This window comes from Nocardioides donggukensis, from assembly GCF_014842875.1.
GTDB classification, from domain to species: domain Bacteria; phylum Actinomycetota; class Actinomycetes; order Propionibacteriales; family Nocardioidaceae; genus Nocardioides; species Nocardioides donggukensis.
This window is the reverse complement of record NZ_JACYXZ010000001.1, coordinates 111,720-125,743: the sequence shown is the minus strand read 5'-3', so window position 1 is coordinate 125,743 and position 14,024 is coordinate 111,720. Positions and strand designations below refer to the sequence as shown.

Annotated in this window: 15 protein-coding genes; 7 read left to right on the top strand and 8 right to left on the bottom strand. The window is 73.7% G+C overall.

What is annotated here, in order from left to right; genetic code table 11:
* Nucleotides 1-9 precede the first annotated feature (9 nt).
* Nucleotides 10-633 carry a bacterial proteasome activator family protein gene (locus IE331_RS00585; RefSeq protein ID WP_192139494.1) on the top strand — a complete coding sequence of 208 codons (624 nt, stop codon included), beginning with the start codon at nucleotides 10-12 and terminating at the stop codon, nucleotides 631-633.
* A gap of 59 nt (nucleotides 634-692) precedes the next feature.
* Here the strand turns inward: IE331_RS00585 and IE331_RS00580 are convergent, their stop codons facing one another.
* The 6 genes from IE331_RS00580 to IE331_RS00555 all read right to left on the bottom strand — a co-directional run bounded on the left by IE331_RS00580 (nucleotide 693) and on the right by IE331_RS00555 (nucleotide 5,774).
* Complete coding sequence (locus IE331_RS00580; RefSeq protein ID WP_192139492.1) at nucleotides 693-1,307, bottom strand: hypothetical protein; 615 nt, start codon at nucleotides 1,305-1,307, stop codon at nucleotides 693-695.
* Between the two features lie 78 nt (nucleotides 1,308-1,385).
* Nucleotides 1,386-2,183 carry an HAD family hydrolase gene (locus IE331_RS00575; RefSeq protein ID WP_192139490.1) on the bottom strand — a complete coding sequence of 266 codons (798 nt, stop codon included), beginning with the start codon at nucleotides 2,181-2,183 and terminating at the stop codon, nucleotides 1,386-1,388.
* A complete protein-coding gene (locus tag IE331_RS00570; protein ID WP_192139488.1) occupies nucleotides 2,180-2,695 on the bottom strand; it encodes a GNAT family N-acetyltransferase in 516 nt (171 codons plus the stop codon). Before IE331_RS00570 ends, IE331_RS00575 begins: the two co-directional genes overlap by 4 nt.
* Nucleotides 2,692-3,528, bottom strand: a complete 837-nt coding sequence (locus IE331_RS00565; RefSeq protein WP_201930837.1) for an HAD family hydrolase — start codon at nucleotides 3,526-3,528, stop codon at nucleotides 2,692-2,694. Before IE331_RS00565 ends, IE331_RS00570 begins: the two co-directional genes overlap by 4 nt.
* Nucleotides 3,521-4,795, bottom strand: a complete 1,275-nt coding sequence (serS, locus tag IE331_RS00560; RefSeq protein WP_192139486.1) for a serine--tRNA ligase — start codon at nucleotides 4,793-4,795, stop codon at nucleotides 3,521-3,523. The genes IE331_RS00565 and serS overlap by 8 nt, the downstream gene beginning before the upstream one ends.
* A 55-nt stretch (nucleotides 4,796-4,850) precedes the next feature.
* On the bottom strand, nucleotides 4,851-5,774 hold the full coding sequence (locus tag IE331_RS00555) for a hypothetical protein (RefSeq protein WP_192139484.1): 924 nt from the start codon (nucleotides 5,772-5,774) through the stop codon (nucleotides 4,851-4,853).
* Between the two features lie 112 nt (nucleotides 5,775-5,886).
* On the opposite strand from IE331_RS00555, the gene IE331_RS00550 reads away from it, so the two are divergent.
* On the top strand, nucleotides 5,887-7,467 hold the full coding sequence (locus IE331_RS00550; protein WP_201930835.1) for a diacylglycerol kinase family protein: 1,581 nt from the start codon (nucleotides 5,887-5,889) through the stop codon (nucleotides 7,465-7,467).
* Between the two features lie 57 nt (nucleotides 7,468-7,524).
* On the opposite strand, the gene IE331_RS00545 is transcribed toward IE331_RS00550, so the two are convergent.
* Nucleotides 7,525-7,920, bottom strand: a complete 396-nt coding sequence (locus tag IE331_RS00545; protein ID WP_201930833.1) for a DUF4446 family protein — start codon at nucleotides 7,918-7,920, stop codon at nucleotides 7,525-7,527.
* Between the two features lie 70 nt (nucleotides 7,921-7,990).
* On the opposite strand from IE331_RS00545, the gene IE331_RS00540 reads away from it, so the two are divergent.
* On the top strand, nucleotides 7,991-8,839 hold the full coding sequence (locus tag IE331_RS00540) for a prephenate dehydratase (RefSeq protein WP_192139480.1): 849 nt from the start codon (nucleotides 7,991-7,993) through the stop codon (nucleotides 8,837-8,839).
* Between the two features lie 63 nt (nucleotides 8,840-8,902).
* Here the strand turns inward: IE331_RS00540 and IE331_RS00535 are convergent, their stop codons facing one another.
* Nucleotides 8,903-9,694, bottom strand: a complete 792-nt coding sequence (locus IE331_RS00535; protein WP_192139478.1) for a VOC family protein — start codon at nucleotides 9,692-9,694, stop codon at nucleotides 8,903-8,905.
* Nucleotides 9,695-9,788: 94 nt separating this feature from the next.
* Between IE331_RS00535 and larB the strand changes: the two genes are divergently transcribed.
* The 4 genes from larB to IE331_RS00515 all read left to right on the top strand — a co-directional run bounded on the left by larB (nucleotide 9,789) and on the right by IE331_RS00515 (nucleotide 13,964).
* Nucleotides 9,789-10,727: a nickel pincer cofactor biosynthesis protein LarB gene (larB, locus tag IE331_RS00530; protein ID WP_201930825.1), complete on the top strand. Its 939-nt coding sequence runs from the start codon at nucleotides 9,789-9,791 to the stop codon at nucleotides 10,725-10,727.
* On the top strand, nucleotides 10,724-11,923 hold the full coding sequence (gene larC, locus IE331_RS00525; protein WP_192139473.1) for a nickel pincer cofactor biosynthesis protein LarC: 1,200 nt from the start codon (nucleotides 10,724-10,726) through the stop codon (nucleotides 11,921-11,923). The genes larB and larC overlap by 4 nt, the downstream gene beginning before the upstream one ends.
* Nucleotides 11,923-12,549 carry a TMEM165/GDT1 family protein gene (locus IE331_RS00520; RefSeq protein WP_192139471.1) on the top strand — a complete coding sequence of 209 codons (627 nt, stop codon included), beginning with the start codon at nucleotides 11,923-11,925 and terminating at the stop codon, nucleotides 12,547-12,549. Before larC ends, IE331_RS00520 begins: the two co-directional genes overlap by 1 nt.
* A gap of 191 nt (nucleotides 12,550-12,740) precedes the next feature.
* A complete protein-coding gene (locus tag IE331_RS00515) occupies nucleotides 12,741-13,964 on the top strand; it encodes an arginine deiminase (protein WP_192139469.1) in 1,224 nt (407 codons plus the stop codon).
* The last annotated feature ends 60 nt before the right edge of the window (nucleotides 13,965-14,024 follow it).

The following is a 14,024-nucleotide window of genomic DNA, read 5'->3' as shown; positions in this document are numbered from 1 at the left end:
GGTGGCGGCATGACCGAGCAGCACGAGCAGCCCACCCCGGACACCGAGGAGCAGGTCGTCATCGTCGGCCCGGACGGCAAGCCCATGGGACACGTGCCGGTGAGCGCCCTCCAGGCGCACGCCGACGGCCGGGGCGACTCAGGCGACGAGGACGACGGGGAACCGCACATCACCGACCTGGTGGAGCAGCCGGCCAAGGTGATGCGGATCGGCTCGATGATCCGCCAGCTCCTGGAGGAGGTGAAGGCGGCCCCGCTCGACGAGGCCAGCCGGAACCGGCTCAAGGAGGTGCACCAGGCCTCGATCAAGGAGCTGGAGGCCGGGCTCGCCCCCGAGCTGGTCGAGGAGCTGGAGCGGCTCTCGCTGCCGTTCGCCGAGGGCACCCCCAGTGAGGGGGAGCTGCGGATCGCCCAGGCTCAGCTGGTCGGGTGGCTCGAGGGTCTCTTCCACGGCATCCAGACCGCGATCTACGCCCAGCAGGTCGCCGCTCGCGCCCAGCTCGAGCAGATGCGCCGGGCGCTGCCGCCGGGCGCCACCCCGCCCCAGGCGGCAGGGCAGCCCGGTCAGCCGGGTCAGCCCGGGCAGCCGGGCCAGCCGGGTCCGGAGGGACCCACCGGCGGCATGTACCTCTGAGCCCGGCCCAGTCAGCTGGCCAGCCGGTCGACGGATCAGCCGGCCGGCCGGTCTCCCGGTCAGCCGCGCCGGCGGCCGAGGACCCGGGCCATCCCGAGCACCAGCAGGCCGAGCACCGCCAGGCCCACGCCGGGCAGCGAGGTGGTCGCCAGGCCGGGGGCGGTGGAGTCGTCGAGCTGGGTGAGCGAGGCCTCCCGGTCCCGCTCGATCTCCGCCTGGGTCGGAGCCATCGGAGGCTCCCCCTGGCCGAGCACCCGGGTGACGGTGTCCATGACGGCCGGCCTCTGGGGTCGGGTGCCCTCGTTGCTGAACGCGTCGACCACGCCGCCGTCGTTGGCCGACCCGGCGAGGAACACGTACCTCTCGCCCTTCTGGATGTTCCGGAGCCCGCAGTCGGCGGCCGTCGACGGGCTGCGCACGGTGGTCTCGCCGGCGATCCGGCCCTGGTAGACCCGCTTGACGTTGACGACGTACACGAGCCGCTCGTCGGGATCGGTGCGGTCGCCGACCACCTGGGTCACCGTGCCGCTGAAGACGGAGTCGGCGTCCCGCAGCTGCGCCGGGAACGACCGCTCGGGCTCGTTGCAGGCGGCGTGCGCGGGGGCGGCGGAGCCGAGGACGCTGCCGAGGGTGAGCATGAGCAGCGCCACGAAGCGGGGCACACGGGTCTCCATCGGGTCTCCTCGAGGTGATCGGATCGGGGCCAAGCCTCTCAGGCCGGGCGGTACGCCGCATCCTCCGGGTGCGGCTGCTCAGAGGTCGAACAGCTCCGCGAGCACGGTGGCGACACCGTCGAGGTCGTGGGCCGGGGCCCGGTGCACGGCGGTGGCCAGCACCGACGGGTGGGCGTTGTCCATCGCGTAGGAGTGCCCGGCCCACTGGAGCAGCGGGATGTCGTTGGGCATGTCCCCGAACGCCACCACGTCGGCGGCGGCCACGTCCAGCTCCGCGCAGAGCCGCTCCAGGGTGGAGGCCTTGGTCACGCCGTGCGCGCTCATCTCGACCAGGGCCCCCGTCGAGGACCAGGTGGTCGTGACCAGCGACCCGACCGCCTCCTCGACCCGTCGCCAGAACCCCTCCGGCGGGTGCTCCTCGTGCCGGGCCAGGATCTTGACGACGGTGCGGTCCACCAGGCGCTCGAGCGGCCCGACAGGGATGTCCGAGGGCGGCGGCACCCGGGGCAGGAAGGACTCCTCCCGCGCGAACCCGCCGGTCTTCTCGAGCGCGAAGCTGGTGCCGGGCACCGCCTGCCGCAGGGCCCGCCCGACCTCCACGGCCGTGCTCGGGTCGATCGTCAGGGCGGTGCGGACCACGTGCTCCGAGACGTCGTAGACGATGCCGCCGTTGCTGCAGATCGCCAGGCCGTGGCCGCCCACGGCCTCCCAGAGGGACTCCATCCAGCGGATCGGTCGGCCGGTGACGAACACCACGGGGACCTGGCGCGCATCGAGGGCGGCGAGCACCTCGCGGGTGCGGGGCGAGACGGTGCCGTCGGCGGCGAGCAGCGTGCCGTCGAGGTCGGTCGCCACCAGCCGGGGTGTCGCGCTCACGCGTTGCCCGCTCCCGGCAGCGGGCGGACCAGCACCAGCCGGCCGTCCTCGTCGGCACCGAGGACGTCGGTGAACCGGCAGGTGGCCAGCACCCGCAGGCTGGGCGTGTGGTCCGGCCGGACCGCCCCGCGCACGCGTACGCCGGCTCGGTCGGTCTCCCGGAGCAGCCCGCGCAGCGCCTCCGTGGCCGCGCCGTGCCCGTGTGCCTCGGGGACGAGACCGAAGCCGACCTCGACCTCCGGCTCCGTCGGCGCGTCGGGCGGCCCGGACGGTGCCGGCGGCCCGAAGAAGCCGATCGAGCCCACGACCAGGCCGTCGCCGGCCCGCACGATGTGCCGGGGACCCCACGGGTCGCCCTCCCGGCGCAGCGCCGCGGCGTCCCGGTCGGCCGGACGCGGGTAGTCGGGGTGCCAGTGCGGCCGTCCTCGTCCGGCGAGCACGTCCCGGGCCTCGTCGGCCGTCCACAGGGGCAGTCGCAGCCTCGGGGTGAGCACCACCGCGGGCAGGCTCACCTCACCGGTCCGAACCAGCGCTCCAGCTCGCGGGCGGCCCCGTCCTCGTCGACCGTCGCGGTCGTGGCGTCGGCCGCGTCCCGCACCTCCGGCACGGCCTGCCCCATCGCGACCCCGCGACCGGCCCAGCGCAGCATCTCGAGGTCGTTGCGTCCGTCCCCGATCGCGAGTGTGTCCGCGGCCGTCAGCCCGAGCCGGTCGGCGACGTGCTCCAGCCCGGAGGCCTTCGAGACCCCCACCGGCGCGAGGTCCATCCAGGCCGTCCAGCCCACGACGTAGTCGGTGCCGTGCAGGCCCAGCTTGCCGGCCAGCTCGACGAAGTCGTCCGCGGTCGCCTCCGGGTCCCGGACGATCACCCGGCTGACCGGCCCGGAGACCAGGTCGTCGACCTCGGTGAGGATCATCTCCCCGGAGAGCTCCCCTGCCGGGAAGTGGTTGCTCACCCGGTAGCCGACGCCGCGCTCCTCGACGGCCACCAGCGCGTTGGGGTGGTGCTCGAGGACCGCCGCCACCGCGTCCCGCGCGTCGAAGGTCTCCTCGTGGACGACCTCCATCGGAGGGTAGCGGAAGATCACCGCACCGTTCGAGGCCACCACCCACAGCCGGTCCCGCTCCGCGCCGTGCAGCTCCAGCAGGTCGGCGACCCGGGTCATGCCGTGCGGGGAGCGGCCGCTGGCGAGCACGACGTACGCGCCGTCGGCCAGCGCCCGGTGCACGGCGTCGAAGACCGCGGGGCTGACCTCCTCGTGCGTGCTGCCGCCGTCGACCCAGCGCAGCAGGGTCCCGTCGATGTCCAGGGCGACCAGCCGCGGTCGCCAGCCGGCCTCAGCCACGGAGCGGCTCCAGCACGTCGCGGCCCAGCCAAGGGCGCAACGCCTCCGGCACCCGCACCGAGCCGTCCGCCTGCTGGTGGGTCTCGAGGATCGCGACGATCGTCCGGGTCATGGCGCAGAGGGTCCCGTTGAGGGTGGCGACCGCCCCGATCCCCTCGTCGTACCGGGCCCGGGTGTCGAGCCGACGGGTCTGGAACTCGGTGCAGTTCGAGGCCGACGTGAGCTCGCGGTAGCGCTCCTGGGTCGGGATCCAGGCCTCGCAGTCGAACTTCCGCTGCGCCGAGAGGCCCAGGTCGCCGGCGGCCACGTCGATCACCCGGTAGGCGAGCTCGAGCTTGTCGAGGAACGCCTTCTCCCAGCCCAGCAGCCGCTCGTGCTCCGCGGCCGCCTCCTCGGGCGTGGTGTAGACGAACATCTCGACCTTGTCGAACCAGTGCACGCGGATGATGCCGCGGGTGTCCTTGCCGTGCGAGCCGGCCTCCTTGCGGAAGCACGGGCTGAACGCCGCGTAGCGCAGCGGCAGCGCGGCGCCGTCGAGGATCTCGTCGGAGTGGTAGGCGGCCATCGGCACCTCCGAGGTGCCGACCAGGTAGAGGTCCTGGCCCTCGATCCGGTAGACGTCGTCGGCGGCCTGCCCGAGGAAGCCGGTGCCCTCCATCGCCCGCGGCTTGACCAGCGACGGGGCGATGACCTGGGTGAAGCCGGACTCGCGGGCCTGCGCCATCGCCAGGTTCACCAGGGCCAGCTCCAGCTCGGCGCCGACGCCGGTGAGGAAGTAGAACCGCGAGCCCGAGACCTTCGCACCGCGCTCGACGTCGATCGCGCCGAGCCTGCGGCCCAGCTCGATGTGGTCCAGCGGGGTGAACCCCTCGGCCGCGAAGTCCCGGGGCGTCCCGACCGTCTCCAGGAGCACGAAGTCGTCCTCGCCGCCGGCCGGCGCCTGGTCGGCGGCCACGTTCGGGATCGACATGAGGGCGTCCTGCCAGGCCCGCTCGGCCTCCGCCTGGGCCGACTCCGCGGCCTTGACCTCACCGGCGATGACCTTGGTCCGGGCGAGCAGCTCGGCGCGCTCGTCCCCCTCGGCCCTCGGGATCAGCTTGCCGAGGCGCTTCTGCTCGCCCCGCTTCTCCTCGAACTCCGCGATCGCCGACCGGCGCGAGGCGTCCGCCCGCAGGGCCACGTCGACGACGTCGTCGGAGAGCCCCCGCTTGGCCTGGGCGGCGCGCACGCGGTCGGGGTCGTCACGGAGCAGCCGGGGGTCGATCATGGGCCAAGGCTATCGGCCGCCCGGCGGGTGGCCGGAGCGGTGCCGGGCGAGGCGGTCAGAGCGGTGGCAGCACCCAGGTCATGGCGGCCGCCTTGCCGGGTACGTCGGCGGCGGAGGTCCCGGCCTCGGTCCACTCCTCGGCTCCCGCCTCCTGGCTGGCCAGGCGGATCCGGTCGTCCTGCAGGCAGGCACTCCACGTCGTACCGGCGCTGTCAACCACCGCCGCCGTGGGGGCGGCCTCGTCGGAGCAGACGCCGGTCTCGGGGGCCTCGCCCGGCTCCAGCACCGAGACGCCACCGGCGGTGTAGGCGCCACCGGGCTGGTACTCGTAGGTCTTGTTCTCGCGCAGCAGCGGCTGCCCGGTGGCGCTGTCGAACATCGGGCCGAGCGCGAACCCCTTCGGCGCCTCGACCCGCTCGCCCTCGGTGGCCGTCCGCTCCTCCACCGCGACGTCGAACAGACGGCCGGAGCGGTCCAGGACGCGCAGCAGGGCCGGCGTGGCCGGGTCGAACGCCCAGCCGATCGGACGCAGGTCGTCGACCCCCGTGGCCGCCGGCAGGTCGACCTCGAGGTCGTCGTCCCCGGTCAGCGAGTGCAGCGTCACGACCCCTCGGTTGCGCTCCCGACCGGTGGCGGCGTTCGCGCCCACCGCCCAGGTCCGCCCGGCGTCGACCAGCGTGAGCGGGTTCGGCTCGAAGTCCAGGGGGGCCTGGGGGATCGAGGTGACCACCGTCTCGCCGCCGGCGGGGGCGAACCGGACGTACGCCGCCCCGTCCGGGACCTCGTCCTTGCCGGTCTCGAGCCGCACCAGCCAGGCCCGGTCGAGGGATGTCGACGTGCCGGCCGGGGTCGCGCCGCTGCCCGCCTCACCGGTGGACCCGCCCGTGCTCCCCGTGTCCTGCCCGCAGGCGGCGGTCACGGCGGCGAGGGCGACCAGCGTCGCGGTGGCGGTCGCCGCCCGGGTCGGGGTGCTGCGCATGCGGGCTCCTTGCTCGTGGCGAGGTCCGGTCCCCGCCATTATCGGTCATGGTGGGTGACGAAGGCATACTTTGCCGCGACCGACCCGCCGACGACGACGGAGACCCGCCACCGTGATCGACCGCCCGCGCGCCACCACCCTGGGCCTGGCCGCGCTGTGCCTCTCGGCGTTCGGCGTCCTGCTCGCCCTGGTCGCGGCCGGCTGGACCTCCCTGATCGAGTGGGACAGCCGGGTGACCGAGTCCCTCTCCGGGTGGGCCGACGGCCGCCCGGCGCTGCTGGACGCGCTCCGGGCGGTGGAGGTGGCGACCGGCACGATCGCGGTGGCGGTGGTGACGCTGGTGGTCGCCGGGGCGCTGTTCAGTCGCGGGCACCGGCGGGCCTCGGCGTACGTCGCGCTGGTGATGGCCACGACCATGGTCACCACCCACCTGCTCAAGTGGCTGGTCGGTCGGCCCCGGCCCCAGGTGCAGGCGGAGTTCGCCGAGCTGAGCAACGGCTCCTTCCCCTCCGGGCACGCCTCCTACATCGCGGCCCTCGGCGGGGTGCTGGTGGTGGTCACCGTGATGCTGGTCCGCAAGGCCGGCGTGCGCCGGGCGGTCGCCGTCCTGCTCGGGCTGCTGGCGGTCGTGGTCTGCGCCGACCGGCTGCTGCTGGGCCGGCACTACCCCTCCGACATCGCCGGGGGACTGCTGCTCGGCGTCGGGCTGGTGCTGCTGGGCATGGTCGTGCTCTCGCCGCTGCCGCGGGGTCACGCCGAGACCGCCGCACCGCTCGTGGAGAGCGTGCCGGTCGCCAGCCGGGACCTGCACGTCGTGCTCAACCCGATCAAGGTCGAGGACGTCGGCCAGTTCCGGTCGATCGTCTCCGCGATGGCCGCCGAGTCCGGGTGGTCCGAGCCGGTCTGGCACTACACCTCCGTGGAGGACCCCGGCACCGGGCAGGCGGCTGCGGCCGCCGTCGCGGGCGCCGACCTGGTCATGGTGTGCGGCGGGGACGGCACGGTGCGCGAGGTGTGCGCGGAGCTGGCCAGCACCGGCATCCCGGTGGGGATCGTGCCCGCCGGCACCGGCAACCTGCTCGCCCGGAACCTCGGCATCCCGCTCTACCTCCGCTCGGCGGTCGACGTGACGCTCAACGGCCAGGACCGGGCGATCGACATGGTGCGGGTCAGCGGCGACGGTCTGGCCGACACCCACTTCATGGTGATGGCCGGGCTGGGCTTCGACGCCGCGATCATGGAGGGGGTCAACGAGGGGATCAAGGAGAAGGTCGGCTGGCTGGCCTACGTGCTCTCCGCACTGAAGTCGCTGATGTTCCCGGCGGTGGGCATCGAGGTGTCCGTCGACGACGAGCCCTTCACCCGGCACCGGGCGCGCACGGTCGTGGTCGGCAACGTCGGCTACCTGCAGGCCGGGATGCCGCTGCTGCCCGACGCGACCATCGACGACGGGCTGCTCGACGTGGTGCTGATCCACCCCAAGCGGTTCCTGTCCTGGCTGCCGATCGTGTGGCGGGTGCTGGCCAAGCGCTCGCGCACCGACTCCACGCTGGACCGGATGACCGGCCGCAAGGTCGTCATCCGGGCCTCCACCGACACCCCCCGTCAGCTCGACGGCGACTCGATCGGGCCCGGCCGGGAGCTGTCGATGGAGTGCATCCACGGTCGATTGCTCGTCCGCGTCCCCCGCTGACCGGTCCCCGCATTGTCCCTGCCCGGTCCCTGCCCCGAGGATCCCGGTCGATCCCGGCTACCGGGGGCGGGCGTGGGTGATCGCCTCCTGCTCCTCCGGCGAGAGCTGCTGCTCGGAGGACCAGGCGGAGACGTTCTTGGCATAGGTGCGGGCCTCGCTGCGGCCGTGGATCGAGGTCAGCAGCACCCCGTGGCCGGCGTCGTCGAGGAGCGCCAGCGACCAGGACAGGTGTCCGCCCATGTCCCCGAAGGCGTCGTAGCGCACGACCGCGAGGTGCTTCAGCGCGTCGCGCGCCTCGGCCCGCAGCGCGGCCACCTCCTGGCGCAGCCCGTGCACGTCCTCGGGCAGCTCCTCGTCGACCCCCGGGCGCCTCTGCGCGGCCCGGAGCGAGAGCAGGGCGAGGACCAGCGCGACGAGCGCGATCACGAGGGCGAGGGTCACGGCGATCAGCACAGGCCCGAGGGTAGGTGATCGGCAGCCGGTCACCCGTCGGCCGAGGACCGCGCCGTGGGAAAATGTCGCCGTGACCCGACGACGCATCGCCTACCAGGGCGAACCCGGCGCCAACTCCCACCTCGTGTGCAAGCAGCACTACCCGGACTGGGAGGCGGTGGCCTGCCCGGCGTTCGAGGACGTCTTCGCGGCCGTGGAGTCGGGGGACGCCGACCTGGCGATGATCCCGATCGACAACTCGCTGGCCGGCCGGGTGGCCGACATCCACCACTTCCTGCCGACCTCGGACCTGCACATCGTCGCCGAGCACTTCCTCCGGATCCAGTTCACGCTGATGGCGGTCGAGGGCGCCTCGGTGGAGACGATCCGGACCGTGCACAGCCACGTCCACGCGCTGGGCCAGTGCCGCAAGGTGATCCGGGAGCTGGGGCTGACGCCGATGATTTCGGGCGACACCGCCGGCGCCGCCCGCGAGGTGGCCGACAGTCGGGACCCGAGCCAGGCCGCGCTGGCGCCGCCGCTGGCCGCGGAGATCTACGGCCTGCGGATCCTCCGCGAGGAGGTCGAGGACGAGGACCACAACACCACCCGGTTCGTGGTCCTCTCCCGCGACTACGTGCAGGCCCCGGCCGGCGACCGGCCCGTCGTCACCAGCTTCGTCTTCAACGTGCGCAACCTGCCCGCGGCGCTCTACAAGGCCCTGGGCGGGTTCGCCACCAACGGGGTGAACATGACCAAGTTGGAGAGCTACATGGTCGACGGCGAGTTCACCGCGACCCAGTTCCTCGCCGAGGTCGACGGGCACCCCGACGACGTGGGCGTCCGCAACGCCCTGGAGGAGCTGGCCTTCTTCACCCACGAGGTGAAGATCATCGGGGTCTACCCCGCCGACCCGTTCCGCGCGCTCAGCTCCTCCTGAGGCCGTCGCGGAGCCCCTCAGGGTCCGCGGTCAGCCCCGTGGGCGTCGCGTGAGGTGCCCGGCTCAGTCGGCGACGAAGTCCGCGGGGTGCTGCATGAGGTTGAACATCGCCCCCTGCGGGTCCTTGAGGAACGCCAGACGACCCACGCCGGGGATGTCCATGGCGGGGGCGACCGCCTCGGCGCCGAGATCGGTGGCCCTGGCGACCGACGCGTCGAGGTCGGCGACGTTGAAGTAGACGTTCCAGTGCGGCGGCACCCCCGGTGGCAGCGACATCGAGCCGGCCACCGACCTCCCGTCGACCTCGAAGGTCGTGTAGGTCCCCATCTCGGGCCCCATGTCCATCTCCTGCGGCGTCACTCCCAGCACCTCACGGTAGAAGCCGGCCGTCGCGGGCACGTCGTCGACCGCCACCTCGTTCCAGGTGTTGGTGCCCGGCTCGTTGGCCCGGCGGGAGCCGATGTGCTGCTTGGCCTGCCAGATCCCGAACATCGCGCCACCCGGGTCCTGGGCGAACGCCATCCGCCCGGAGTCGAACACGTCCATGGGGCCGGCCATCACCTGGCCGCCCGCCTCCTGCACCTTGGACGCCACGGCGTCCACGTCGTCCGCCGCGAAGTAGACGTTCCAGCGTGCCGGCTGGCCCTGCTCGTGCTCCATCTGGCCGCCGAGGCCGGCCACGTCGTCGCCCTCGATGCGGGCCATGGAGTAGGTGTTGCCCTGGTCGTCGATCGGCTGGTCGTCGTACTCCCAGCCGAACAGGTCGCCGTAGAACCGCTTGGCGCCGTCCTGGTCCGGTGCCATCAGGTCGATCCAGCTCGGCGTGCCCTGGGTGTATCGGTCGAACTTCGTCATGACGTGCTCCTCCTGGTCGCGACCCCACACCCAGCCAACACCCGGGCACCGACCACGGCAAGGGTGCAGCGGGCCCTGCGGCTAGGTTGTGGCCGTGCACGAGAACGACGACCGGACCGCCGACCTGGGCTTCGCCCGGGTCGACGTCGACCGAGCCGGGCGCACCGGGGACCCCGAGGTGGTCTACGGCGCCGGCAAGACCCCCGAGCAGGTCGTGGCCATCCTCGGGACGCTGCACTCCCGGCACCCGGACCGGGCGGTCCTGGCGACCCGGCTCAGCGACGAGGCGATGCACGCGGTCGCGGGCCTCGACGCCGACCTGGACCGGGTGGCGCGGGCCGCCACGCTCGGCCCGCTCCCGGCGCCGCGGGGCCGGGTCGCGGTGATCAGCGCCGGCACCTCGGACGCCCCGGTGGCCGCCGAGGCGGCCCTGACCGCCCGCGTGCACGGAGCCGAGGTCGAGGAGATCCGCGACGTCGGTGTCGCCGGGCTGCACCGGCTGCTGGCCGTCCGGGACCGGCTGGAGCACGCCGACTGCCTGGTCGTCGTGGCCGGCATGGAGGGCGCCCTGCCGTCGGTGGTGGGTGGGCTGACCGGGGTGCCGCTGGTCGCCGTGCCGACGTCGGTGGGGTACGGCGCCTCGTTCGGCGGGCTGGCCGCGCTGCTGGGGATGCTGAACTCGTGCGCACCCGGGGTGAGCGTGGTCAACATCGACAACGGCTACGGGGCGGGCGTCTTCGCCGCTCGCGTGGCGCGAAGCGCGCGACCGAAGCCACCCGCACCCGAAGAACACCCGCACGACCTCGGTCGCGCTGCGAGCGCCGCCGACGACCCGGCGCGAAGCGCGCGACCGAAGCCACCCGCACCCGAAGAACCACCGCACGACGTCGGTCGCGCTGCGAGCGCCACCGACGACCCGGCGCGAAGCGCGCGACCGAGGCCACCCGCACCCGAAGAACACCCGCCCGACCAACCGGTGGTCGAGGAGGTTGCGCAGCAACCGTCTCGAGACCCCCGGGAGCCCACCCCGTGACCGTCTGGGTCGACGCCTCCTCGGGTGCCAGCGGCGACATGCTGCTCGGCGCGCTGTTGGGGGCCGGGGTGCCGCTGCCGGTGCTCCAGGCCGCGGTCCAGGCGGTCTCCCCCGAGCCGGTGTCGTTGGCGGTCGAGCCGGTCCACCGCAACGGCCTGGCCGCCACCCGCTGCCACGTCCGGGCGGCCGAGTCCACCGCGCACCGCACCTGGCGCGACATCCGGCAGCTGCTGACCCGCGCGGATCTCGAGGAGCCGGTCCGGGTCCCGGCGCTGGAGGTGTTCGAGCGGCTGGCGGTCGCGGAGGCGACGGTGCACGGCGCCGATCCGTTGGACGTCACCTTCCACGAGGTGGGGGCGCTCGACGCGATCGCCGATGTGGTCGGGGTCTGCGCCGGGTTCGCCACGCTGCCCGAGGCGGCCGACGCGGTGGTCGTCTCGCCGGTGGCGGTCGGGTCCGGCTCGGTCCGCGCCGCGCACGGCACCCTGCCGGTGCCGCCCCCGGCCGTGGCCGAGCTGCTCCGCGGAGCACCGTCGTACGCCGGTCCGCCGGGAGCGCCGGCGATGGAGCTGTGCACGCCGACCGGGGCGGCGCTGCTGCGGACCCTGGCCACCGGCTGGGGCGCCCAGCCGGCGATGGTGACCGACCGGATCGGCACCGGCGCCGGCGGCCGCGACCCGGACGGCCACGCCAACGTGCTGCGCCTGCTCGTGGGCACCCCCGCCGACGCGAGCGGACCGGTGCCGCTGCTCGTGGAGACCAACGTCGACGACCTCGATCCGCGGGTCTGGCCGGCGGTTATCGCCGCCCTGCTCGAGGCCGGGGCCTCGGACGCCTGGCTGACCCCGATCCTCATGAAGAAGGGCCGACCGGCGCACACCCTCTCCGTGCTGGTCCGCAGCGACCGGGCGGTGCCGGTCCGGGCGGCGATCTTCCGGGAGACCTCGACGATCGGCGTCCGCGAGCATCCGCTCACCAAGCACGCCCTCGAGCGCGAGATGACCTCGATCGAGGTGGGCGGCCGGACGATCGCGGTGAAGCTGGCCCGCCATGACGGGGTCCTGGTCAACGCCCAGCCCGAGTACGACGACGTCGCGCGCGCGGCGGCGTACCTCGGCCGGCCGGTGAGCGACGTCCTGGGGGACGCGATCGCGGCCAGCCGCCGGTTCTTCGCCGACGGGGGTCCCACGCGCTGATGGACCTGCTCGTCGTCGCGCTGGCCTTCGGCACGATCTTCCTGGTCGAGCTGCCCGACAAGACCTTCATCGCCACCCTAGTGCTCAGCACCCGGTTCCGTCCGCTCTGGGTGTGGATCGGCGTCGGGCTGGCCTTCCTGGTGCAGACCGGCATCGCGGTGGGGCTGGGCTCGGTGGTCGCCCAGCTGCCGATCACCTGGGTGCGGTCCGGTGCCGCCCTGCTCTTCCTCGGGGGCGCCCTGCTGCTGCTGAGGGAGGCCCGCACCGACCCGGACCAGCCGGACACCGAGGACGCGGACCCGGCAGGCCCGGGGCAGGAGTACGCCGACAGGGCCGGCGGACCGCGCCGGGGCCTGGGCGCGGTCGCGGCCAGCTTCCTGGTGCTCTTCGCCGCCGAGTGGGGCGACCTGTCCCAGCTGCTCACGCTGTCGCTGGTGGCGCGGTACGACGCGCCGTTCTCCGTGTTCGCCGGCGCCTGGGGCGCGCTGCTCACGGTGAGCGGGTTGGCGGTCCTCGCCGGGCGGGTGCTGCTGGCCCGGATCCGGCTCAGCACCCTGCACTACGTCGGCAGCGGTGTGTGCTTCCTGTTGTTCGTGCTCACGCTGGTCGAGGTGCTCGGCTCCTGAGCCGCTCCTCGGTGCGCCGCCCGTGGGTGCGTCGCCCGTGGATGCCCCGGCCGTGGCACGAGGCTCTACGTTCTGCAGGTTCTGGGGCCCTCAAACCTGCAGAACGTAGAGCCTGACCCATCGGGGATGCGCCGAGCTGCCCGGACGCGGTCGTTGCGGCCACCCCGCGCCCGACGACTAGAGTGCGCGGCATGGCAACGCACGGCGCCGACAGCGAGGTCGGCCAGCTCCAGACGGTCATGCTCCACCGCCCCGGACCGGAGCTGAAGCGGCTCACCCCGCGCAACAACGACAAGCTGCTCTTCGACGGCATCCCCTGGGTGAGTCGTGCCCAGGAGGAGCACGACGCCTTCGCCGAGGCGCTCAGCACCCGCGGGGTGGAGGTGCTCTACCTCACCGACCTGCTCACCGAGACCCTGCAGAGCGAGGTCGCCCGCAACCACGCCATCACCACCGCCCTGGCCGGGCTGCACCTGGGTGACACGCTCCGCGCCTACCTCGCCACCGCGCTGCGGGACCACTCCGCCGAGGAGCTGACGGAGTACCTGACCGCCGGCATCCGCAACGACGAGGTCCGCGGCGGGCACGGCCTGGTCACCTCGCTGCTCGCCCACGACGACTTCCTCATCGACCCGCTGCCGAACCTGCTCTTCACCCGCGACTCCAGCGTCTGGGTCCGGGACCGGGTCGCGGTGACCTCGCTGGCGATGCCGGCCCGGGCCCGGGAGACCCAGCTGACCGAGCTGATCTACACCGAGCACCCGCGCTTCCGCGGCACCCGCAAGATCCACGGCTGGCACCACGAGCACGTCGAGGGCGGCGACGTACTGCTGCTGGCCCCCGGCGTGATCGCGGTCGGTGTCGGCGAGCGGACCACGCCGGCCGGCGTCGAGCGGCTGGCCCGGCAGGTCTTCCACGCCCAGCTGGCGCACACCGTCCTGGCGGTGCCGATCGCGCAGGAGCGGGCGACCATGCACCTCGACACCGTCTGCACGATGGTCGACGTCGACAAGATCGTGATGTACCCGGCGGTCGCCGACTCGCTGCAGGCGTACGCCGTGACCGTGCCCGAGGCGACCGAGACCGAGGACTCGCTGCACCTCGACGTCTCCCCCGCCGAGCCGTTCCTGGTGGCCGCGGCCAAGGCCATGGGCATCGACACGCTGCACCAGATCGACACCGGACTCGATCCAGTCACCGCTGAGCGCGAGCAGTGGGACGACGGCAACAACACGCTGGCCCTAGCGCCGCGCGTGGCGGTCGCCTACGAGCGCAACGACGAGACCAACGACCGGCTCGAGGAGGCCGGCATCGAGGTGGTCCGGATCGCCGGCTCCGAGCTCGGCTCGGGCCGGGGCGGCCCGCGGTGCATGTCCTGCCCGATCAGCCGGGAGCCGCTGCCGACCGACGGCTGACCCGGGGGCCCCGACCGGGGCCGGGAAATGAAAAGAGCCCGGCCGCTGTTGACGGGGGAT

Coding starts and splice junctions, on each gene's coding strand:
- IE331_RS00520 (WP_192139471.1), top strand. CDS start 11,923: ATGGACCTGCTCGTCGTCGCGCTGGCCTTCGGCACGATCTTCCTGGTC.
- serS (WP_192139486.1), bottom strand. CDS start 4,795: ATGATCGACCCCCGGCTGCTCCGTGACGACCCCGACCGCGTGCGCGCC.
- IE331_RS00535 (WP_192139478.1), bottom strand. CDS start 9,694: ATGACGAAGTTCGACCGATACACCCAGGGCACGCCGAGCTGGATCGAC.
- IE331_RS00585 (WP_192139494.1), top strand. CDS start 10: ATGACCGAGCAGCACGAGCAGCCCACCCCGGACACCGAGGAGCAGGTC.
- IE331_RS00580 (WP_192139492.1), bottom strand. CDS start 1,307: ATGGAGACCCGTGTGCCCCGCTTCGTGGCGCTGCTCATGCTCACCCTC.
- IE331_RS00555 (WP_192139484.1), bottom strand. CDS start 5,774: ATGCGCAGCACCCCGACCCGGGCGGCGACCGCCACCGCGACGCTGGTC.
- IE331_RS00515 (WP_192139469.1), top strand. CDS start 12,741: ATGGCAACGCACGGCGCCGACAGCGAGGTCGGCCAGCTCCAGACGGTC.